13 protein-coding genes are annotated in these 21,089 nt (G+C 68.6%); 4 read left to right on the forward strand and 9 right to left on the reverse strand.

The genetic code is table 11. The features are described from left to right. Positions 1 to 8 precede the first annotated feature (8 nt). The 7 genes from AB0H36_RS38170 to AB0H36_RS38200 all read right to left on the reverse strand — a co-directional run bounded on the left by AB0H36_RS38170 (position 9) and on the right by AB0H36_RS38200 (position 6,145). On the reverse strand, positions 9 to 485 hold the full coding sequence (locus AB0H36_RS38170; protein ID WP_360535131.1) for a hypothetical protein: 477 nt from the start codon (positions 483 to 485) through the stop codon (positions 9 to 11). Further along, positions 485 to 1,738: a hypothetical protein gene (locus AB0H36_RS38175; protein ID WP_360535133.1), complete on the reverse strand. Its 1,254-nt coding sequence runs from the start codon at positions 1,736 to 1,738 to the stop codon at positions 485 to 487. The genes AB0H36_RS38170 and AB0H36_RS38175 overlap by 1 nt, the downstream gene beginning before the upstream one ends. Then, positions 1,739 to 2,017, reverse strand: a complete 279-nt coding sequence (locus AB0H36_RS38180; RefSeq protein ID WP_360535135.1) for a hypothetical protein — start codon at positions 2,015 to 2,017, stop codon at positions 1,739 to 1,741. Beyond that, positions 2,014 to 2,691 carry a hypothetical protein gene (locus tag AB0H36_RS38185; RefSeq protein ID WP_360535137.1) on the reverse strand — a complete coding sequence of 226 codons (678 nt, stop codon included), beginning with the start codon at positions 2,689 to 2,691 and terminating at the stop codon, positions 2,014 to 2,016. Before AB0H36_RS38185 ends, AB0H36_RS38180 begins: the two co-directional genes overlap by 4 nt. Then, complete coding sequence (locus tag AB0H36_RS38190) at positions 2,688 to 5,441, reverse strand: FtsK/SpoIIIE domain-containing protein (RefSeq protein ID WP_360535139.1); 2,754 nt, start codon at positions 5,439 to 5,441, stop codon at positions 2,688 to 2,690. The genes AB0H36_RS38185 and AB0H36_RS38190 overlap by 4 nt, the downstream gene beginning before the upstream one ends. Positions 5,442 to 5,544: 103 nt before the next feature. Beyond that, the gene (locus tag AB0H36_RS38195) at positions 5,545 to 5,940 is read right to left on the reverse strand and encodes a VOC family protein (RefSeq protein ID WP_360535141.1); all 396 of its coding nucleotides are present in this window, start codon (positions 5,938 to 5,940) and stop codon (positions 5,545 to 5,547) included. A 7-nt stretch (positions 5,941 to 5,947) separates the two neighbouring features. Continuing rightward, positions 5,948 to 6,145 carry a hypothetical protein gene (locus AB0H36_RS38200; RefSeq protein ID WP_360535143.1) on the reverse strand — a complete coding sequence of 66 codons (198 nt, stop codon included), beginning with the start codon at positions 6,143 to 6,145 and terminating at the stop codon, positions 5,948 to 5,950. A gap of 123 nt (positions 6,146 to 6,268) precedes the next feature. On the opposite strand from AB0H36_RS38200, the gene AB0H36_RS38205 reads away from it, so the two are divergent. Together AB0H36_RS38205 and AB0H36_RS38210 are read left to right on the forward strand one after the other, a co-directional pair. Next, on the forward strand, positions 6,269 to 9,352 hold the full coding sequence (locus tag AB0H36_RS38205; protein ID WP_360535145.1) for a PD-(D/E)XK nuclease family protein: 3,084 nt from the start codon (positions 6,269 to 6,271) through the stop codon (positions 9,350 to 9,352). Then, positions 9,345 to 12,743, forward strand: a complete 3,399-nt coding sequence (locus tag AB0H36_RS38210; protein WP_360535147.1) for a UvrD-helicase domain-containing protein — start codon at positions 9,345 to 9,347, stop codon at positions 12,741 to 12,743. The genes AB0H36_RS38205 and AB0H36_RS38210 overlap by 8 nt, the downstream gene beginning before the upstream one ends. On the opposite strand, the gene AB0H36_RS38215 is transcribed toward AB0H36_RS38210, so the two are convergent. Then, positions 12,740 to 13,357: a LysE family transporter gene (locus tag AB0H36_RS38215; RefSeq protein WP_360535149.1), complete on the reverse strand. Its 618-nt coding sequence runs from the start codon at positions 13,355 to 13,357 to the stop codon at positions 12,740 to 12,742. The two genes, AB0H36_RS38210 and AB0H36_RS38215, sit on opposite strands and share 4 nt — an antisense overlap. A 451-nt stretch (positions 13,358 to 13,808) precedes the next feature. Here AB0H36_RS38215 and AB0H36_RS38220 point away from each other — a divergent pair, with 451 nt between their 5' ends. Further along, positions 13,809 to 14,273 carry a nitroreductase family deazaflavin-dependent oxidoreductase gene (locus AB0H36_RS38220; protein WP_360535151.1) on the forward strand — a complete coding sequence of 155 codons (465 nt, stop codon included), beginning with the start codon at positions 13,809 to 13,811 and terminating at the stop codon, positions 14,271 to 14,273. A 1,858-nt stretch (positions 14,274 to 16,131) separates the two neighbouring features. Here the strand turns inward: AB0H36_RS38220 and AB0H36_RS38225 are convergent. Beyond that, positions 16,132 to 20,244 carry a DUF6531 domain-containing protein gene (locus AB0H36_RS38225; protein ID WP_360535153.1) on the reverse strand — a complete coding sequence of 1,371 codons (4,113 nt, stop codon included), beginning with the start codon at positions 20,242 to 20,244 and terminating at the stop codon, positions 16,132 to 16,134. 216 nt (positions 20,245 to 20,460) lie between these two features. Between AB0H36_RS38225 and AB0H36_RS38230 the strand changes: the two genes are divergently transcribed. Beyond that, entirely contained in the window at positions 20,461 to 21,087 is a 627-nt protein-coding gene (locus AB0H36_RS38230; RefSeq protein WP_360535155.1) for a DUF6308 family protein, read from the forward strand. The last annotated feature ends 2 nt before the right edge of the window (positions 21,088 to 21,089 follow it).

Genomic DNA, 21,089 nt, shown 5'->3' on the forward strand with positions numbered 1-21,089 from the left:
CACCCGGCTCAGCCGATGACCCAGGGGCGCCAGGTGTCGATGTCGGGGGCGTCCGGGCTGATGGGCTGATCGAAGGTGTGGGTGCCCACTCCCGGCAGGTGCGCTGCCACCAAGGTGTCCAGGTTGTGTACGAGGAGCATGGCGACATCGGGCCTTGACTCGACCAGTTCACCGAAGACCGCCTGGGTCTCGCGCAACTGCAGTTTCTCGTCCTTGCGCCCCGCCAGTCGAACCTGCACATCGATCGGGTACGGATCGAGCGCCTGGACGTCCTCCGGCTCCGGATCGACCTCGCTGTACCCGTTCGGCGCGACCAGCAGAATGAGATCACCCTCGGCCGTCCGCGCCTGGCCCCGGAACATGTACTCCCCGGTCTGCAGGTCCTCAGGATGCAGCGGTTCCAGACCGATCGCCCCGGCCAGCCACTGCGCGAACTGATCGACAGGTTCAGCCGCAGCCAGAAACACGTTGTCGCTGGTGGACATCACTGCTCCTTCGTGTAGGTGACCATCCGCCCGTCACCGAGGATGACATGAACAACGTCTGCGACGGTCTTGCCAGGCTGACCAAGAGCCCGCCGGTATCCGCGGTCCGCGATCGCCTCCGACAGCCCGACGTTCCGTCCGTCGATGACGACCTCACCGCGCGGGCGGTCCTGCGTCGCCTGGCCGGTGCCTTCGAGCATGTTGCGCTTCACCGCTGAGTGAGTGCCCTCGCGAAGCGTCTTGAACTCGATGATCACTCCCTCCTCGGTGCCACTCCTGCGAACCGCCGAGTCCGGATTCTTCCTGTTGCGAGTGGTGTGGTCGGGACGTCGTGCGTCGACGCGCCACCCCTGTCGCTCGAGCACCTTCGCGATCTCCTGCTCCTTGCCGTCGAAGATGCCGTCCGGATCGTGGATCCCAGGGGCGAAGTCGTCGCCGAGGGGGCGGAGGTCGAAGGCTGGGTCGAAGTCGAGGGTGGGGTTGATGTCTACGGCGATCGGGTCGGGATTGTCTTCGGGGTAGTCGAAGGTGGCTTCGATCTGGGTCGGGGTGATCGTGAGCTCGGCGTGGTCCCAGGTTTCGGCTGCGGAGTCGGCCATGGTGGCCAGGAGGTTCTTGATGGGTTCGGTGAGGTCTACCTCGATCTGGAAGTCCTGGCGGAGGTGGTCCTCGCGTTTCTGGTCTTCCTTTTCGTTGCGTTCCTCGATGGTGAGCTCGCCGGTTTCGGTGACGGTGATCTCGACCTCGAGCTCTTCGGGGTCCTCGCGCTGCTCTTCGTCCTTCTCGCGTTGTTTGCGGAACTTCTCGAAGGCTTTGCGGGCGACGGTGACGAGTGGGGACTCGTCGTCGTCCTGCTCGGGGAGTTCGATGTCGTCGTAGCGGGCGGTGAGGCGTTTCGGGCGGCCCTGGGAATCCCGTTCGGAAACGTCGTCCCGGCCGCGGGTGGCCTTGTTGCGGTCGGCGGAGTCGCTGGAGGGCCGGTTCGTACTGCGGGAGTCGCCGACGAGGCGCTCAGCCCAGGCGCGCGCCTTCGGGGGCGCCATCGACAGGTAGTGGGCCGCGGCTTCGCATGCGCGGGCGGCCGCGTCGAGTTGCTGGGCAGCGACCGTGGCGCGGCCGTGGGAGGCGGCTATCGCGGTCGCGGCGTTCTCACGGCAGCGGTCCGCGGTGCGCTGCAGGTGCTGAACCACCTGCGGCACCTCGTCGAGGCAGTCGACCAGACCTCGGGCGACTCGCTGCAGGTCCGAAACCATTTAGATCTGGTCGGCGTAGCTCTTGCATCCGGCCGAGGCGATCTCCAGCGCCTCGGCGGCCTGTTCGACAGCCTTACCGGCGGCGTCCAGGATCTCCGAGATGTCCCGGTCGACGCCGGTCGCCGTACCGGCGATCAGGCTCTCCACCTGCTGGCTGTGCTGGGTGAAGCGGAGCTTGAACCCGGCCAGGCCGCCGGCGGCCTGCTTGGCCTCCATCGACACCTGGTGCAGCTGTTCCTTGAGCCGCTGTACGTCGGACACATCAACCCTCTCCCTCAACCACGCTTCTTCGGCAGCACGATCGCCGTACCGGACACGATCACGGGTACCAGGATCGCCAGCCACCAGGGCAGTCCGGCCGCCATCACCGCGACGACCACGACTGCACCTCCCCAGCCCCACCAGCGCGCGCCGGGCAGCCGCGGCAGCCCCAGCACCCGCGACGCAGCCAGCATCGTGACCGCAGCGATGGCTGCTGCCTCGACGCCGGCCAGGAACGACCGCGTGACCACCCACACCACCACGAACCCGACCAGTGTCAGTGCTGCGCTGATGGTACGGCGCTTGCGCCGCTCCTGCTCCGCCCGGGCGTCAGCGCGGACCTGCTCGAGCTGGTCGACCGCCTCACCGAGCTGCTTGGTGATCCGGGTCGCCGCCGACTCCAGATCAGTCAGCGCACGGATGTCCGGGAACGCGATGTTGACCCGCTTGCCCTCCGCGGGCAGTCCGGCCCGCTGCAGGCTGGCCGCAGCCTGCTCGGCCAGCGCGTTCAGCCGGGCCTCCACCTTGCGGCCGCGCTCGGCCATAGCGTCGGCCTCGGCGAGTGCAGTGGCCTCTGCCTTCGACTTGTGGGCAGTCACCCGGTCCTGCGCCTGCTGGGCGTCCGCCCGGGCTCCTGCGACCTGTCGGAGCGCCCGTGCGTACTCAGCCCACTGCTGCTCTTCCGTCTTCATCGCCGTACCAACTCCACCGCGCGGTCCACCTCGTCGGACCGCAGTGCGGCAAACGGTACGACGACCTGTGCCTCCGGGTGCAGGCCGTCCCACAGCAGTGCCCGGTGCGGTTCAGACGCCCAGCGCACCAGCGGACCGCAGACTGCGCGCACGCCGTCCTGCGGGTGCTTGAGGAAGAGGTGGGTCGCGACGTTGGCCCGCCCGTACCCGAGCTGCTCGGTGCAGACGTGCAGCCGGTTCCACCAGCCGAAGGTGATGAGCCCCTGCGACGGCCCGTCCCGGACGATGTCCTGCAGCGCGTTCGCAGGGCTCTCGAAGAACCCCTCCGCATGCACCTGCATCTTCGGTACCCCGTGGAACCCAAACCCGAGTAGATAGGTCTCCCCACCGATCTGCCCGTTCCGCACCTGGTCCCGCAGCGCGAACAACCGTGGCGCGATGTCGTCATGCTTGTCGACTGTCTCGACCTCGCACCCCAGCTGCCGCAGCGCCTGGATCAACGCCCCCTTGCCATCAGCAACAGCAGGCGACGAGTTGGTGCCGTCGACGAACACGAACCGCGGCGGGTCCACCGCAGCGGCAGCCGCAGACAACGCAAGCCCACTCAGTACGCCGATGGCGTCAGCCGGACCGTCACCCAGCACCAGTACGCCGGCCCCTGGCTCGGGACGCACCTCCACCTGCACCGGCGCCTCAGTCACTGCGATCGGCAGCCCCGTCCATGGCCGCCCCAGCTCAGGCTTGACCGCAGCAGCAGTGTCCGCCAGCCGCGCCGGCTCGGCCAGGTGGAAGATGCGCGGCGGATGCGCCGCCTCCCCCGCCCGCGTCCACAGCTCGCGCCGCAGCTCGTCCAGCACCGGCTTGTCGGCGAAGCTCACCAGTACGTGCTGGTTGTCGTCCGGCGAGCCGAAGTTCGCGTTCAGCACCGCCTCACCGCGGAACTGCAGCTCCGCCGCCGCCGTGTTCCCGCTCCGCAGGATCGCCTGCGCGTCGGCCGGCGTCGTCTTCAGCGCGATCCGGTACGGCACCTGTCCGAAGATCGAGTCCCGCTTGGTCGACAGCCGCTTGACGCCCTCGATCGTCTGCGTCGCCAGTACGACGTGAACGCCGTACGCGCGTCCCAGCCGGACGAGCCGCTCCAGCAACTTGGCCGCCTCGTCAGCAAGCTCGTCGTCGTCCTCCAGCAGCACCTGGAACTCGTCGAGTACGACGAGCAGGCGCGGCGGCCGATCAGGGCCGGCTGCAAGCTCCGCGATGTCGGCAACGTTGCCATGCGCCTTGAAGATCTCGCTGCGCCGCGCCAGCTCGTCCGACAGGTGCCGCAGTACGGCGAGACCGAACGCGCGGTCGCTGTGGATCCCGAGCACGCGCACTTGCGGCAGCCAGTGCTCCCGCTCCGCCGCTGGACCGAGTGCGGAGAACTCGACACCGTGCTTGAAGTCGAGCAGGTACATCTCCAGGTCGGCCGGGGCGTACCGTGCGGCCAGACCGTGGATCATCACCAGCAGCAGGTTCGACTTGCCCTGGCCGACGGCGCCACCGACGAGCACATGCGGCAGCGCGGGGTTGCCGCTGCGCAACCGCACCAGCGCCGGCGTCCGGTCGTCGTACCCGATCACTGTGCTCAGCTCGTCCTTGACCGGTTGCCACCAGGTCGAGCGGTCCGGCAGCGTCCGGTCGAAGTCGATCGTCGGCAGTACGGCGATGTCGGCCAGCTCGGCCACCACGTCACAGATGCCCGCGGCAACGTTCGCGTCGAATTGCGGGTCGAGTTTCGCCGGTACGCCGGGAAGCTGAGCGACCTCCACCTTCTCGCCGGCGATCGCGATCGGGGTCAGCATGTCGAGCAGCTGCTTGGTGTCGACGTCGTTCTCCGGTGTCATCGACGGGTCGTGGTGGACCAGGAAGCAGATGCCCCGCTCGCCACCGGTCGCGGCCAGCCGGAGCAGGTCGCGCTGGGCGAGCGTGTCGATGCCTGCCGGGTAGTCGAACAAGATGACCAGCCGATAGGGGTCAGTGACTCGGCCCGTCTCCCGGATGAGGTCCTCGAACCGCTCGTGCCCCAGTTGTGCCTGCCTGCTGGCGCGCAGCGACGAGACATCGACCAGTCCGGACAGCACTGTGTGCAGCTGCTCGGCGGTGTGCGTTGCCCTGGGCACCAATTGCGGGTACTTCGTGGTCAGGTGACCGAGCAGGCCCATCGTCCCGGTCAGCCGCGGGTCGAACGCGTCTATCCGGAGCCGGAAGGGTTCGGCGGCCGCTACCAGGCGCAGTGCGACGCTCTGCAGCAGCCTGCGGGCGGACTCGTGGCGGTCGGCGGTCACACGCCACCCGTTCGTCCGCAGCAGTGGCGCAGCGACCGGCGTACCAGGGTCTAGCTCGCCCACTCGCACGTACGACGGGATGCCCGCGCCGACGAGTTGCCGCGAGCGCCAGCGTGCGTCGTTGGGCGGTATGGACGCCAGCCCGGGCGCCAGCTTGTCCGCCAGCAGACGCGCGGTCGGCTCGGCACTGGCCAGTGCCTCGGCGGTCTTGGCGTCCACCAGGGCCCGTGACTCGCGTCGGGCGACCGCAGTCTGTTCCTGTAGCTGACGATGCAGCTGCACGGCTCGCTGGTGCTCACCGTACGTCAGTTGTCGGGCGTCCTCCAGCAGCTGCCCCAGCGCGTGTTGGAGACCGCGGATCCGGGCCTCCAGGAGCTCCGGTGAAACCGGTCCGGGCGTACTTCCCCCGTCAGGCTTCTCCGTCACGAGCACCGTCCTTCCACTTCTGCCCCGCGACACCACTTGCCTGGAGTAACCATGTCACACCACCAGACCCAGTGGTCACTCCAGGCATACCTAGTCTCACCAGCTAGTCCGGTGCGACTATCTCGAGCTCGTAGCCGTCCTCGTTGTGCAGGAAGGCGGCGTAATGCTGCGGGCCGCCGGCGTACGGGTGCCGGTCGGCGAACATCAGTGTCCAGCCGTGCCCGGCCGCCTCCGCGACGATCGCGTCGACCTCCGCCCGGCCGGCCGCGGTCACGGCGAGGTGGTTCATCCCAGGGCGGAGCCGGTCGTGCTCCGCCGCCGACATCGCCGGGCTCTGCTCGACGACCAGGTAGCAGCCGTCCGGGGCGATCCAGGTCATCCCGCCGGGCCAGCCGTCACCGTCCTTCCAGCCCAACCGGTTGAGGACCCAGCCCCAGCTGTTCAGCGCCTTGGACAGGTCTGGGACCCAGAGCTCGATGTGATGCACCGCGGCGACCATCGGAGCATTATCGGTGCTCGTCGAAATGGCTCGTCACCACCACCGAGACCAGCCCGGTCAGCACCAGCCAGACCAGCGCCGCGACCAGCCACGGCCACCACTGCCGGCCCTGCGCGGCCTCAGCCACCGCCTTGCCGAACAGACCGCCGGCGGGCGCGAAGACGAGCACGAGCAGCACCCGCGCGATCGACGTCTCCCTGGTCATTTCTTCATTGTGGGAGCGGATCGTCCAGCCTGCAGAAACCTTGGCGTTTCGCGCCCCGTCATCTTTCTGTCCGTGGCAGGGTTTAGCGTCTGCGGTGGAACTTGGACAGATCGGGGGTTTGAGGTGAGCGGGACCCGGATCGAGACGACCGCCTACGGAGCGGCCGCTCTGGAACGCCTGCAGGCCGTCGTCGCGCGGCTGAAGGCCGACGATCCGATGAAGCCTGTCACCTTGCTCCTGCCCAACAACCTTGCCGGAGTCGTCGCCCGCCGCCACCTCGCCGTGTCAGGGATCGCAGGGCTCTACCTGGCAACGCTGGAGCGCCTAGCCGAGCAGTTGGCCGCGGGTGTGCTGTCACCGCGCCGCCCCGCGACCCGGCCGATCGTCGCAGCGACCTGGCGGACGGCGCTGTCCAAGGCGCCCGGCATCTTCCAGGAAGTCGCCGAGCACCCGTCAACCATCCAAGCGCTTGCCTCAGCCCACGAGGAGCTCCGCGACCTCACCGATCCAGCCCTCGAGAGCGTCGCCGGCGCATCCGTGCTCGGCCCCGACCTGGTCCGCCTGCACCGCCACGTGACGACGGAGCTCGCCCCAGAGTGGTACGACGAGACCGACCTGCTCCGCGCGGCCGCGGCACGGATCACCACCGACCCTGGCCTGGTCGCTGAGCTCGGCGCCCTTGTCCTCTACCTCCCGCAGGAGCTCACCCAGACCCAGGCAGCGTTCGTCGAGGCGTTGGGGTCCGCGGCGGCCGATCTCACGGTCATCGTCGGGCTCACCGACGTACGGCGGGCCGACCGAGCGGTCCGCCGTTCGCTGGAACGGATCGGGATCGATCTGCCGTCGTCGATCTCGAAGAACTACCCGGTCGCGACCGAGGTGCTCAACGCGTCCGACGCCGACGACGAGGTGCGCTGCGTCGTCCGGGACGTGGTCGCCTCGCTGCAGAAGACTCCGGCCCACCGGATCGCGGTCCTCTATTCGGCCGCAACGCCGTACGCGCGGCTTCTGCACGAGCACCTGGCCGCCGCCCGGATCGAGGTCAATGGACCCGGCACCCGGCCGGTGCACGAGCGCGCGATCGCCCGGACGTTGCTCGAGGTGCTCGCCCTCGTCGACCAGGACCTGCCCCGCGCCGACGTCTTCCGCGCGCTCGCGAATGCGCCGACGCGTGACTTCACCGGCGAGCGCATCCCGGTGCCGCAGTGGGAGCGGATGTCCCGCGTCGCCGGCGTGGTCCGTGGCGACGATTGGGACGCCCGGCTCGCGCGGTACGCCGAGGCCGAGCGCCGTACGGCGAACCAGGAGGAGGCAGCCGAGGACCCACGACCGGCAGCTGTGCGGCGTGCGCAGTACAACGCAGCCAACGCAGAACGCTTGCATGCGTTTGCTTCCGAGCTCCGCCGCCGGCTTGGTGGTATCGCCGCGCTGGAGACGTGGTCGGAGCTTGCCGGTGGTGTGCTGCAGCTCTTCAACGACCTGCTTGGTGACTACTCGTCCCTGCCGGTCGAGGAGCAGTACGCCGCGGTCGCGGTCGAGGGGTCGTTGAAGGGGCTGTCGACGCTGGACGAGCTGGGCACGCCGGCGAGCCTGACGGTGCTGCGCGATGTGCTGGATCTCGAGCTGCAGCAGTCGCTTCCTCGGGTCGGGACGTTCGGGACCGGTGTTCTGGTGGCGCCGTTGTCGGCGAGCGTCGGGTTGTCGGCCGACATCGTGTACGTCGTCGGGCTGTCGGAGGATCTTTATCCGGGGCGGGTACACGAAGACGCGCTGCTCCCCCATCGGGTCCGCGAGGCGGCGGCGCCCGAGTTGGCGTCGTTCCGGGACCGGTTGGACGAGAAGCAACGGCATTTGCTGGTGGCGTTCTCAGCGGGTTCGCGGAAGGTGGTGGCGTCGTTCCCGCGCGGCGATCTGCGGCGTTCGTCGCGGCGACTTCCGACTCGGTGGTTGCTGGGCACGATGCGGTCGTTGACCGGGGATCACGCGCTCGCCGCGACCGAGTGGGACCAGGCTTCGTACGGCGATCGGCTGCAGACGTCGGCGTCGTACGCGGGATCATTGACGACGGCAACCATGCCGGCGACCGAGCAGGAGTGGCAGGTCCGGGCGGTGTCGGCCCGGTTGTGGCTCGACGACGAGGTCGTGGTTCGGGCGCGGGAGCTGTTGCGTGGGCGGGCGAGCAACGCGTTCACGCGCTTCGACGGGGATCTGTCCGGGGTGTCGGGACTACCGGAGTACGCAGTGGAGGACCGGGTCGCGTCGCCGACGTTGCTGGAGGCGTATGCAACGTGCCCGCACGCGTACTTCGTCGAGCGGTTGCTTCAGGTGGAGCCGCTGGAGGCGCCGGAGGATCTGCTCGTGATCTCGCCTATCCAGGTGGGGAACCTGATCCACAACAGCCTGGACGCTTTCGTGTCACGGCTCGCGGGTTCGCTGCCGTCGTACGGCGAGCCGTGGTCGGCCGAGCAGCGGTCGTTGCTGCTGGCAATCGGTGCGGATCGGGCCGATCAGTTCGAGGCGGAGGGTTTGACCGGGCATCCGCGGTTGTGGCAGCGGGAGCGGTTGCGGATCCTCGGCGACCTGATGGTGCTGCTGAACGACGACGACCACTGGCGGGCCGACCGGGATGCGTCGGTGGTCGCTTCGGAGCTGCGGTTCGGGTTCGACGGCGAGCCGGCGGTGGAGATCCCGGTGCCGTCGGGGCGGGTGCTGCTGCGCGGCAGCGCGGACAAGGTCGACCTCGGGCGGGACGGGACGATCTACGTGACCGACGTGAAGACCGGCGGCTTCTCGCGGTATGAGGCGATCGAGTCCGACCCGGTGGCGGGTGGGACGAAGCTCCAACTGCCTGTCTACGCGTACGCCGCGCGCGCCCGGCTCGGTGAACCATCGACACCGGTCGAGGCGTCGTACTGGTTCGTCCGGCGCGGCGGCAAGCGGATCCCGGTGCCGCTGACTCCCGACGTCGAGGCCCGGTACGTCGAGACGCTCGACGTGATCGTGTCGTCGATCGCGGCCGGGTACTTCCCACCGAAGGCGCCCGAGGTGCCGGACTTCCTCTGGGTGCAGTGCCCTTACTGCAACCCGGACGGGATCGGGCACAGCGAGGTGCGAGCGCGATGGGACCGGAAACGGCTTGATCCGACACTGTCCCGCCTGGTCCGGTTGATCGACCCGACTGCGCTCGCGGAGGCCGGCAATGAGTGAGTTCTTGCTGGACAGCGCGGCGCGGGAGCGGATCCAGTCCGACACGTCGGCGACGTTGTTCGTCGAGGCGGGCGCCGGGTCGGGGAAGACGCACGCGCTGGTCGACCGGGTGACGACGTTGGTGCTGCGCGACGGCGTACCCCTGCGGACGATCGCGGCCGTGACGTTCACCGAGAAGGCCGGGGCGGAGCTCCGCGACCGATTGCGGGTCGAGTTCGAGAAGGCGCGGAAGGGGCCGGCCGGGAAGCTGGCGGATGCGGCGCTGGACGACCTGGACTCGGCGTCGATCGGGACGTTGCACGCGTTCGCGCAGCAGCTCCTGCTCGCGCATCCGATCGAGGCCGGGCTGCCGCCGCTCATCGACGTACTGGACGAGGTGGGTTCGTCCGTCGCGTTCGAGGAGCGCTGGGCGGAGTTGCAGCAGCTGTTGCTCGACGACGACTCGATCGCGGAACCGCTGCTGCTGGCGATGGCGGTCGGGGTCGAGCTGAAGCACCTGCGGTCGCTGGCGCGGCTGTTCGGGAACGACTGGGACCTGATCGCCGAGCGGGTGCTGGTCGATCCGCCCGAGCTGGTCGCGATGCCGGATCTCACCGGGCTGGTCGCGGCGGCCGCGCAGATCGGTGCCGTTGCGGAGTCGTGCCTCGATGCCGAGGATCGCCTGCTGCCGAGGGTGCAGCAGATCCGTGAGCTCGGGGTGATGCTGGACGCCGCGACCGACCAGGAGACGCAGCTGGCGATCCTGCAGACGCTGCGCGGGCTGAAGGTCGGCCGGATCGGGCGCAAGGAGAACTGGCCGGACATCAACCGGGTGCGCGGCGACTGCACCGAGGTGGTCGAGGTCGCCGGATCGCTCGTCGAGCTGCTGCTGGACGCTTGCCTCCGGCATCTTTCGCACTGGATTGCGGAGCGGGTGCTGGAGTCGGCGGAGCTGCGGCGGGCGGAGGGGCGGCTGGAGTTCCACGACTTGCTGGTGCTGGCGCGTGACCTGCTTCGGCGGGACGCGTCGGTGCGGTCGGCGTTGCAGGAGCGGTTCGAGCGGCTATTGCTGGACGAGTTCCAGGACACGGATCCGATCCAGATCGAGCTGGCGGTGCGGATCGCCGGTGGTGCCGAGGCGTCGGCTGAGGACTGGCGTGACGTGGAGGTGCCGGAAGGACGGCTGTTCGTGGTCGGGGACCCGAAGCAGTCCATCTACCGGTTCCGGCGGGCGAACATCGCGACGTACCTGACGGCCCAGGACCTGCTCGGCGAGACGGTCGCGTTGACCACCAACTTCCGCACGGTGTCGCCGGTCCTCGACTGGATCAACGCGGTGTTCGGGTCGTTGATCCAACCCCAGGAGGCGGCCCAGCCGTCGTACCAGGCGCTCGCTCCTCATCGCGCCGGCCCGTCCGCGGATTCTCCCCGGGTCCCTTCTCCGCAACCAGCTGACGTCAGCGGGGACCAGCTCTCGCTGCTCGGCGACCTGTTCGACTCCGCCGACGAGCCTGCTCTCGCGACGGTGCTTCCCTTCCGGCGCACCACCTCCGACGACGACACCCCTGTCGCCGGCTTTGACTCCTACGACGAGCAACTGTCCGGCCCTGCCGTCACCGTCCTCGGCGCCGAGCCGCACGCCGACCTCCCCCGCGCACAGGCGTCCGTCCTCCGCGAGCGCGAGGCGGTCGACGTCGCGGCGACCATCGAACAGGTGTTGACCAACGGCTGGCTGGTGTACGACGAGCGCACCCGTGGCTGGCGTCCAGCGGAAGCCGGCGACATCGCCGTACTCGTCCCTGCCCGCACCTCACTCCCCTTCCTGGAAGACGCCCTCGACCGCGCTGACATCCCGTACCGCGCCGAGGCCAGCTCGCTCGTCTACCAGACCGCGGAGGTCCGCGACCTCCTTGCGTGCGCACGCGCCCTTGGCGACCCGAGCGACCAACTCGCGCTCGTCACCACCCTGCGCTCGCCGCTCTTCGGCTGTGGCGACGACGATCTCTACGTCTGGAAACGATCGGGTGGCTCGTTCACCCTGACCGCGCCGGTGCCTGACTCATTGCTCACTCATCCGGTCGGCGAGGCGATGGAGTGGCTCCGCCGGACGTTCTACGCCGCCCGCTGGATGACCCCGAGTGAGGTGCTGGCGAAGATCGTCGCCGATCGCCGGATGCTCGAGGTCGCCGCGATCGGGGCGCGGGCGCGGGACGCGTGGCGCCGGGTCCGGTTCGTGGTCGATCAGGCGCGGGCGTGGTCCGAGGTGGAGCACGGCGGCCTCCGTTCGTACCTGGCGTGGGCCGCGCACCAAGGTGAGGAGGCGTCGCGAGTCGCGGAGGCCGTCCTCCCCGAGACCGATGCGGACGCCGTACGCGTGATGACGATCCATGCCGCGAAGGGCCTGGAGTTCCCGATCGTCATCCTGTCCGGCATGACGGCCGCGCCGAACCGGCAGCGCGGTGTCCAGGTGCTGTGGCCGCCGGACGGCGGGTACGCGGTCAAGCTGAAGTCGTCCGTGCAGACCGAGGACTTCGACCTCGTCCAGCCGGTCGACGAGCAGATGGACGACTTCGAACGCCGCCGCCTGCTGTACGTCGCCGCCACCCGGGCGCGCGACCACCTGGTCGTGTCGCTGCACCGGTCCGGCAACCGACGCCACTCCAGCAATGCCGAGCTCCTCGCGTCGGCCGGCGGCGTCGAGGCACCGCACGTCACGCTCTTCGACAGCCCAGCTCCGGTCGAGCGCGAGCCCCGGTCGTCGGCCGACGTCACCCCGCCAATCGCCCGTACCGATTGGGAGAACCGCGTCGCCGCCGCCCGATCCGCCAGCCGCCAGCGCTCGGCCCAGAGTGCGTCCGGTCTGGAAGGGACGGGGCCGGACGTCGCGTTAGCTGACGTCGACCCCGGCACGGCCAAGGCAGCCCGCGACCTCGAGCTCCCACCGTGGTCGAAGGGCCGCTACGGTACGGCGATCGGTCGTGCCGTGCACGGCGTCATGCAGGTCGTCGATCTGAGCACCGGCGCCGGCCTCGACGCCGCCGTCGCTGCGCAGTGCCTCGCCGAGGGCGTCCTCGAGTACGCCGACGTCGTGGCCGCGCTGGCGCGATCCGCATTGGCGGCCGACGTGGTGAAGCGGGCCGCCGTACGCGAGCACTGGCGTGAGTCGTACGTCGGCAGTCTGCAACCGGACGGGACGATCCTCGAGGGCTTCGTCGACCTCATCTACCGCGAGGACGACGGCCGTCTCGTCATCGTCGACTACAAGACGGACGCCGTACCCGCGGCCGCGCTGGACAGCCGAGTCGCGTACTACGCGCCTCAACTCCAGGCCTACGCAGCCACGATCCCGAACTCCGGGACACCGGTGCTGCTGTTCCTGAACCCGGCCGGCGCGGTTGAACGTTTGCTCTAGGCAGCGAGATTGACGGCCAACGCGGCAATCACCAGGCTCGAACCGAGGGCGCTCAGCAGCCTGCCTCGGTGTCCGGTCAGCACTCGTCCGAGCAACGCACCACCGCCGGCGAGCAGCAGTTGCCAACTAGCCGACGCCGCGAACGCCGCTGCGACGAACACGGCCCGCTCGACCGCAGTCATCGAGTTGGACCCGCCCAGCACGAGGGCGGCGAAGTAGATCACCGTCATCGGGCTCAAAAGGGTCATGCCGAGCAGGCCGCCGTACGCCTTCAATGCACTGACCGGCATCTCCTGCTCGATCCCGGTCAGTCGATGCGCCCGATATCGCCGTACCGCTCTCGTTGCGCCGCTCACCGCGAACGCGAGAAGCACCGCGACCGACGCCCATCGCAACGGGACGACGACGGACTCGATCACGGGCGCCAACGCCGTGCCCGCGACCGCAGCCACCAACGCGTAGATCCCGTCCGCCGACGCGATCCCCAACGCCGCACAAGCGCCGACCCGCCACGAACTCCGCTCCGTCAACGCCACCAGATAGGTCCCCACGGGCCCGACCGGCATGGCAATCCCATACCCCGCCAGCAACCCGGCGACCAGCACCCCGATCACAACACGACCGGGTTCGCCCTCCAACCACGACCGGCCTGCTGACCCCGAGCCGCCCCTCCGGCAGCACGGTTCATCAGCAACACTTCACGGGTCGTCTCCATACCCGCATCATCAGCGCCCGTCCCAGACCCAGCAACCCAGTTAGCTCGTGCATACCGCATCTGGCCTGACGACGTACCACCAGATCAGCGCCTTGTTCGACGACGACCCGACGCACCACGAATCCGAAGCCTCCTGGCATGCCTCCCTCGCCACGTCTCCCGTCCGCATCCAGTGGGCCCCCGCCGCACGTCCCTACCCCCTCCCCTCCCAAATAGCCGCCACCACCTAGCCCCCGCGTACACCGGAGAAGGCTCCGGTGGCGATCGGTCAGGAATCGAGAAGCCCCCGCGGCGGGCCCGCTCATAGCGTTGCCACCAGAGAAACCACCACGAACTCTGGAGAGGCACCGATGACGACCAACCAGCAGACCGCGAAGCGCAAGCCTGGCACCCCCGGCCCGTTCTCCCGCTGGATCCAGCGGACGATGAACGCCCGTACCTCCCGCAAGATCCACGCCGGCCGCGACAAGATGATGGGCATGGACGTACTCGTCCTCCAGACCATCGGCCGCCGCAGCGGCGAACCCCGCGAAGTCCCGCTGGCCTGGTTCCCCGACGGCGACAACGCCTGGCTGGTGGTCGCCTCCGGCGGCGGCAGCCAGCACCCCGACTGGCACGCCAACCTGATGGCCCACCCCACCCAAGCCACCATCACCTTCGCCGGCGGCACCCCCCTCCCCGTCACCCCCACCCCCCTCGAAGGCCCGACCCGCACCGAAGCCTGGCACCGCATCACCACAGCCCAGCCCCGCTGGGCCAAGTACCAAGCCAAGACCCCCCGCCAATACCCCATCATCCGCCTAGCCCCCCGCTGACCTCACCCACCGACCACCACCAGAAAGAACCCCCATGTGCACCCCAGGCCACGCCGGCCCACCCCACCGCGCCACCGACCAAACTGCCCCGGCAACTCCTGCCGACGATCTCCCGCACCCCCAGCCCAGCACCGCCATCGCCGCAGAGAACCCCGCCGCGGCCAACCCACTATCCCCGCCCACCGCCCCCACCCAGCACCAACCAAGCCACGCCACGTGACAGCCAACTCCCGCCCCCGCTCAGCACGCGTTCTCCGCGATCGCGAGCCTGAGCGTCGGCCTGGTCCCCTGGGCCTACAACGCACTCCCACCCAGCCGTACGCCGACACCACAGCAGTCTCCCTCGACCAATCCCCGGTCGGCGTCGTCATCTCGTGCGACGCGACGCGACGCAAACGCCGTACGGCGTCACACTCGACGCCAGTCAGACACCCAGGCAACGACCACCGCCCACCCGCCGTCGGGCGCTCCGCCACGGACCGAGAGGGCGGCCCGGTCAGTCCGGCCACATGCCGGTGGCGTCCGCGAGGCCGCTCGCGTGGTTTCTGAGCGCTACGAGGATCTCGTCGATGGCTCGAGCAACAGGACGGTCCGGATCCAACGGCAGTCGAAGTCGCCGGCATCGGTCATCCACGCGAGGACTCCCCCAGCCATACAGACAGGATCGAACAGACCGGGCGGATCACAGAACGGAATTCCCTCCGCTCCGACCCAAGCCACACAGCAACCCCAGTCGATCATCGCACGCAACGTCCGACGCACTGCGGACACGAACTCATGACCGGTGGGCCAGATACTGACAGGCACGTCCCACCTCATGACCTCCCACGTCACGCCGTACAGCATGAACTCGCTGACCTCGGGCGCCCCCACCCACGCGTCAGAAGGAAACATGCTCGAGTGTCAGCCACAACGCGTGGTCAGCCCGTACGTCGTCAGGCCCGGGACTTCCTCACCATCGGCCACGACTCTCAACACGTCCTGAGCACGAGACGCACTCAGCGAATCCCCCAACATCTCGAGCTGATTCGGCGATGGCACGAACGAAGACGCAGGCGCACTCCCATACCCGCGATCATCTTCGTCTCATTCACCCCGATCACCAGCTCAACCACAGCGCCCATCAGCCTCCGCACTCCCCGCGATGCTCGTCGAACGACAGCGCCTCCCAGCCCTGGAATGGTTGGTCATTCAGCAGTCAAGCCACACAGACGTCGGCCCCAAGTCGGCGACGCGCCGGAATCTGCCAGGACATCAAGACGCCAGCGAACGCACGGTGGCCCGGAATGTCTGCGCGAGGCCGCCGAGTGTCTGATGCTCAGCAGGCCTCGCTCAACCGTCCTCGATTCCTGCTCACCGACTCAGAGCTCTTCGACTGCGGTGGCTCCGGCGGCCTTCAGTAGCCAACGCAGCGCGCCGTACGGCGCGGGCGACCCGTCTGTCTCCAGAAAGATCCGGAGATCACGAGAGTCAATCACTTCGGCGCCAAGCCAGTACCAGGTGCGTTGAGCAGGCTCCAGCCACCATAACCAGTCCGAGAGCGCCCAGCGCTTTGCCTCCGTAGCAGCCGCTTGCTCATCCGGCGGTAATGCTCTCCACCAACTCAACCACTCCCGAGCTTCCTCCACCGTCCGCTCCGGTCCACAGGCATCCACGAACCAGCCAGGTAGTTGGCTCCGCCACACGTCCAGAGTCGGCCAGTCTTCCCCTCCGAGCTCGAGGACCCTCAGCAGAACCGACCGGCAGCGCGCGAGGACCGACTCGCTGTCCGAGGATCTGACCGAGAGCTCAAGCCCGACCCCCAACGACGCCGGGGAATGGCCTACGCCCTCCAGATAACGGCGTTCTACATCGCGATTCAACAGATGATCCTTCCGCTCCCAGGTTGTATCTGTTGGATCAACTCCGGGACGTGACACTGTCTGAGTCCGAATTGATCCCTGGCTTTGGTCGCGTCGACAAGCAGCGGCGCATCCGGAGCAAGCCGTGCTTCGCTCTCGGGGACAGCCGATCGACGCAGAGAGTCAACGTATGACTGCGGGACCTCGAATGCCTTCATCTGAGTGTCGCCGTATCCCTGTGCGTGTCGTCTTTGGTAGTAGCTGAGCGCACGATCTTTGTCGCCGAAGTTGAGGAACAGCATCCCGTTACCTCTGACGCTGACATCCCCGGACTGCCCGATCCTCAGCCGCTGATTGCCAGATCCTTCGACACGATAGACCGTCACCATCCCCGGACCGGCACGTTCGGCCAGTCCTGCGGCAGGGAGCCGGCTCGCGACGACGCCAACGGCAAGCTGAGCCGTCAGCGCGGCGCAGTTGCCCTTCACAACACACGCCTGGGCGTCCAGGACTCCGGCGGTGCCGGCGGAGGCTAGGCCGGTGGCGGCGGAGACTTGCATGAGGATGGGGACGGCGGGGGCGCAGGGGCGGGCGAGGGTGCAGATGACGGCGCCGGTGAGGGCGGCGGTGGAGGCCCAGCCGGTGAGGTGGGAGACGTCGGTGAGGGTGCCTTCTATGTCGGACAGGCCTTGGAGGTCGGTGGATTTGAGGGGATTGCCGGAGGTGTAGGCGTAGGGATTGGGGGATCCGCCTTGGTCGGGGGTGAGGAAGGTTCCGGTGGAGGGGTTGTACTCGCGTTGGCCGAGTAGGTAGTTGCCGTTGGGGAGTTTGAGGCCGCCGATATAGCCCGGGCCGGCTGACGTGGAGCCGTTGGTGGGGGTGCGCGGGAGGCCGTACGGGTCGTAGGTGTGGTGGGTGGGGGTTGGGGTGGCGGTCGTGAGGACGGTGCCGGTGGGGGTCGTGGTCAGTGGGGTGAGGGATGGGCCTGCCGCTGTCGCCAGCAGGCCTTTGCCGTAGAGGTAGCGGGCGGTGTTGGTGGCGAGGATCTGGGGTGAGAGCGGGTCCCAGAGGTAGCTGGTGGTTTGGGAGCCGGTGGTGGAGGTGGCCCGGCGGCCGTCGCCGGTGTGGGTGTAGGTGGTCTTTCCCGTGGCAGTGGTTGAGGTGATGGGTTTGCCTGCGGCGGACCAGGTGTAAGTCGTGGTTCCGTCGGAGGTCAGGTTGCCGTCGGGGTCATAGGTGGAGACCTGGGACCTCGGCGGGTCGAGCGGGTACGTCGCGGGCGCGGTGATGGATGCGAGGAGTTCGCTGCCGGGGCCGTACAACGACCAGGTGCTCCCGGTGGGGCGTTGCTCCCAGGTGCGGTTGCCGATGGGGTCGTAGTCGTAGCGGATGAAGTCCTGGGCGTCGTCGGTGCACTCGTCGACGCGGTAGCAGACGCCGGTCAGGCGGTTCAGGACGTCATAGGTGTACGACGACTTGCCCGCAACCGAATCGTCGGAGCGGATCACGTTGTCGGCGGCGTCGTACGACGAGGTGATCGACCGGACCGGGCCGCCACCACGAACCACCGTCAGCGAGGTTGTTCGGTCTCGCAGGTCGAGTGCGCGGGTCTCGACGAGTCCGCCCGGGAGCGTAGTCGTGATCGTGCCGCGCGGGTCGTAGCGGTACGACGCCAGCGGCTTCCCGTCGACCGAGGCCGACGAGAGACGGTCGACTACATCCCACGTGTAGCTCTCGGTACGCCCGGCTGCGGTACGCCCGATGAGGTTGCCAACCGCATCCCACCGATAGGCAACCGAACCGGCTGACGTCAGTTGGTCGAAGGCGTCGTACCCGAAGCGGGTCGTGCCGAGTGCGTCGGTCATCGAGGTACGGCGGCCGACTGCATCCCACGCGAAGCTGACGGTCGGGGTCTTGTCGGAATACGCGATCTTGGTCACCGCGCCACGCGGATCCAAGGTGAACGACGCGGACTTCCCCGACGGCAAAGTCGTGCGGATCAGCCGACCGGCCTTGTCATAGCTGAAGCGCCACGTGCGACCACCGAACGTCGTGTCGACCGTCCGCCCGGCGGCGTCGTACGAGAAGGTCTGCTCCCGGCCGCTCGCGTCCACACGTTTGGTCAGGCGCCCGGACGCGTCGAAGGTGGCGGTGGCCTCCGGCAACGATGGTCGGGTGACGCCGACCAGGGTGCCGGTGTCGTCGTACCGAAACCGGGTGGTGTTGCCGCGGCCGTCGACCATGGTCGCCAACCGGCCTTGGCCGTCGTACGTCTGCCGCGTCGTGACGTCCAGCGGTCCACGTTGCTCGAGCGGCTGGTCATCCGGCGTGTAGGTGTAGGTGCTGACGCCGCCCCGCGGTGAGGTCGCCTTCGTCAGTCGACCCCAGCCGTCCACCTCATAGCGAGCGACTCGCCCGGCCGGATCGGTCACGCTGACGAGGTCGCCATCCTCGGAGTACGCGAACCGCGTGACCCGCCCGAGCGGATCCCGTGATTGCGTCACCAGACCTCGGCCGTCGTACGCGACCGTCGACGTCCGGCCGGCGTACGTCGCCCCGACCGAGTTGCCACGCGCGTCGTAGGAGTACGTCGTACTGCGGCCGAGCGGATCGATCGTCGCGACCACGTCGTTGAAGCCGTTGTAGGACCGGCGGGTGACGTTGCCGCCGGCATCCGCCGACGAGACGACCCGGCCGAGGGCTTCGTAGGTGTGGCGTGCGCCGTGACCGAGGCTGTCGAAGACGCGGATGAGGTTGCCGGCCGAGTCGTAGTGGAAGGTGACCGTGGCGCCGGTCGGGTCGACCTGGCGGACGAGCCAGTTGCGCTCGTACTCATTGATCCACTTCCCGCCGGTCGGGTCGGTCATCGTCGACGTACCGCGGATGCCGGCAGGGTCCCAGGACCAGGTCGACTTGCCACCCTTCGCGTCCGTCTGGGCGACGACCCGCCCGTCACCGTCGTACTCGGTCACGAAGGACGGCTTTGCCGAGTCTCCGACCGTCTCCGACTGCAGGCGACCGTCGACGTACGCGTACCGCGTCCGCACGCCACCATGCGACGTCACGCCGGTCAGCCGCCCATCGTCGTACTCATAGCGCACGGTCCGCGGCTCGACGCCCGGCCCCGACAGCCGGACCGACGTGATCAGGCCGACTTCGTTGTAGTCGTACGACAACGAGCGCCGGCCGTTCGTCACCGTTGCCACGCGGCCGGAGACGCGCTCGACCGCCACACCCTGACCGTTCCGGTCGAGGATCGACACCAGCTCGCCAGCCGGCGAGAACCGCATCCGCAACTGGTCGAAACTCGTCAGCAAGTACTCGTTGCCGACTCGCGCCAGGCCGAACCGCGCAACGCCGCGCTCGACGACGAACCCGGTCCCCTGCCGCTCGAAGCCGATCTCCCGTCCGTCCGACGCCACGTACCGCGCGCCACGCGCGTCGAGCGTCAGCCGATCCGAGTACGACGGACGCCAGCCGCGACCGAGTGGACTGGCAGCCGAGTCGTTGGAGTTGTAGGTCCGCGCCACCGTCAGCGGGACGCCAAGTCCGTTCACGGAGGCATCTGATTCGGAAGCGACCAGGGCGCCGGTCAGCGAGTTGACCGGGTCGGACTGCAGCGCGAACGGACCGAAGAGACCGCGCGCCTGCAGGTCCGGCAGGACGAACCCGGGGGCACCTGCGTAGATCATCACGTTGCCGCTCGCCGAGCCCTTGCCGTTGGTCAGCGATGCGCTCAGCAAGCCCGGCGAGCTCGTCAGCGCACAGTCGACCGGCACCGTGATCGACCAGCTCAGTGACTGGGTCCGCGCGGGCTTGGGCGCCGGACGGTTCTCGCACGGCCAGGCGGTCGCCTTCCAGGTGCGCAGGTCGGCGAGCTGGATGGTGCAGATGTTTCCTGACGGCGCGAAGGTTCGCGCCGTGAAGGTGAACTTCTGCCCGGTACCTGAGTGGGCGAAGCCGCCGTCGTGCGCGATCTGCGGGCCCTTGGTCAGGAGCTCGCCGCTCGCGGTCACCGCGACGTCGACGTGGACACACGTGCCCGGTGGTGCGGCGTGCGCGACTGGGGCAGGCTGAACCGCCAGGAGCACACCGACCAGCAAGGCGAGCAATCGCCGGACAGGGTTCATGGTCGCCTCCGCTCGGTTGATCTCCTGTCACTGAGAGTTTACGGAGATCGGAGGCTCTCCGGAGCGGATGATTACCGGCTGTGGATAACGGGAAGTGACCCTGGCGTGTGGGTGAGCGGGGTGTCGCCTACGATCTGCGAAAGCGTGTCAGGGAAACGTTCGGATGACGGTCTGTCTGCTGGCGGGTCTGCCACCAAGAGTGTGAGGGTGTGGCTCATGAACATCGGTACTCGGAAGATCGTCGTCGACGAGGCGATTGCGCAGTTACGGCTGTACGCCGAGACGAACGGCGCCGTGCTGCAGTACTACGACGGTCTGCCGGGGATGACGTGCGTCGGAGGGTCCGACCCGAACCGGATCACGCTCGAGGACCTGGCCCGGACGATGGTGATCGGCGCCGACCTGCGCGCGATGGACATCCCGTGGCTGCTCGAGGTGGAGGCGGAGAAGGAGCTCGCCGCGATCCCGGTGGACGCGCGGCTGGAGGACGCGGCGCCGGGCAGTGAGCTGTTCGAGGCGGCGATGGCGCTGGACGAGAAGTTCACCGGCCACCGCGGGTTCGGGCACGCGAAGAAGTCGAAGCTGCTGCACCTGAAGCGGCCGTTCCTCTACCCGGTGACCGACAGCTTCATCCGGATGACCTACGGCTCGGCGTCGGCCGGCGCCGAGTTCCTGACCGCGGTGCACAACGACCTGGTCAACCCGGCCAACGTCCGCGACTTCAAGCTGCTGCAGGTCCGGCTGATCGCCGAGCCGGCGACGTCGGCCGCGCGGCTGCTCGGTGAGGTGCCGACCCTCCGCCTCCTCGACATCCTCGCCTCCCTCCTCGGCGAGGCCAAATAGGG

The organism is Kribbella sp. NPDC050820 (assembly GCF_040653975.1).
In the GTDB taxonomy this organism is placed as follows: Bacteria; Actinomycetota; Actinomycetes; order Propionibacteriales; family Kribbellaceae; genus Kribbella.

Coding starts and splice junctions, on each gene's coding strand:
- AB0H36_RS38230 (WP_360535155.1), top strand. CDS start 20,461: ATGAACATCGGTACTCGGAAGATCGTCGTCGACGAGGCGATTGCGCAG.
- AB0H36_RS38200 (WP_360535143.1), bottom strand. CDS start 6,145: ATGACCAGGGAGACGTCGATCGCGCGGGTGCTGCTCGTGCTCGTCTTC.
- AB0H36_RS38175 (WP_360535133.1), bottom strand. CDS start 1,738: ATGGTTTCGGACCTGCAGCGAGTCGCCCGAGGTCTGGTCGACTGCCTC.
- AB0H36_RS38210 (WP_360535147.1), top strand. CDS start 9,345: ATGAGTGAGTTCTTGCTGGACAGCGCGGCGCGGGAGCGGATCCAGTCC.
- AB0H36_RS38195 (WP_360535141.1), bottom strand. CDS start 5,940: ATGGTCGCCGCGGTGCATCACATCGAGCTCTGGGTCCCAGACCTGTCC.
- AB0H36_RS38220 (WP_360535151.1), top strand. CDS start 13,809: ATGACGACCAACCAGCAGACCGCGAAGCGCAAGCCTGGCACCCCCGGC.
- AB0H36_RS38185 (WP_360535137.1), bottom strand. CDS start 2,691: ATGAAGACGGAAGAGCAGCAGTGGGCTGAGTACGCACGGGCGCTCCGA.
- AB0H36_RS38170 (WP_360535131.1), bottom strand. CDS start 485: ATGTCCACCAGCGACAACGTGTTTCTGGCTGCGGCTGAACCTGTCGAT.
- AB0H36_RS38225 (WP_360535153.1), bottom strand. CDS start 20,244: ATGAACCCTGTCCGGCGATTGCTCGCCTTGCTGGTCGGTGTGCTCCTG.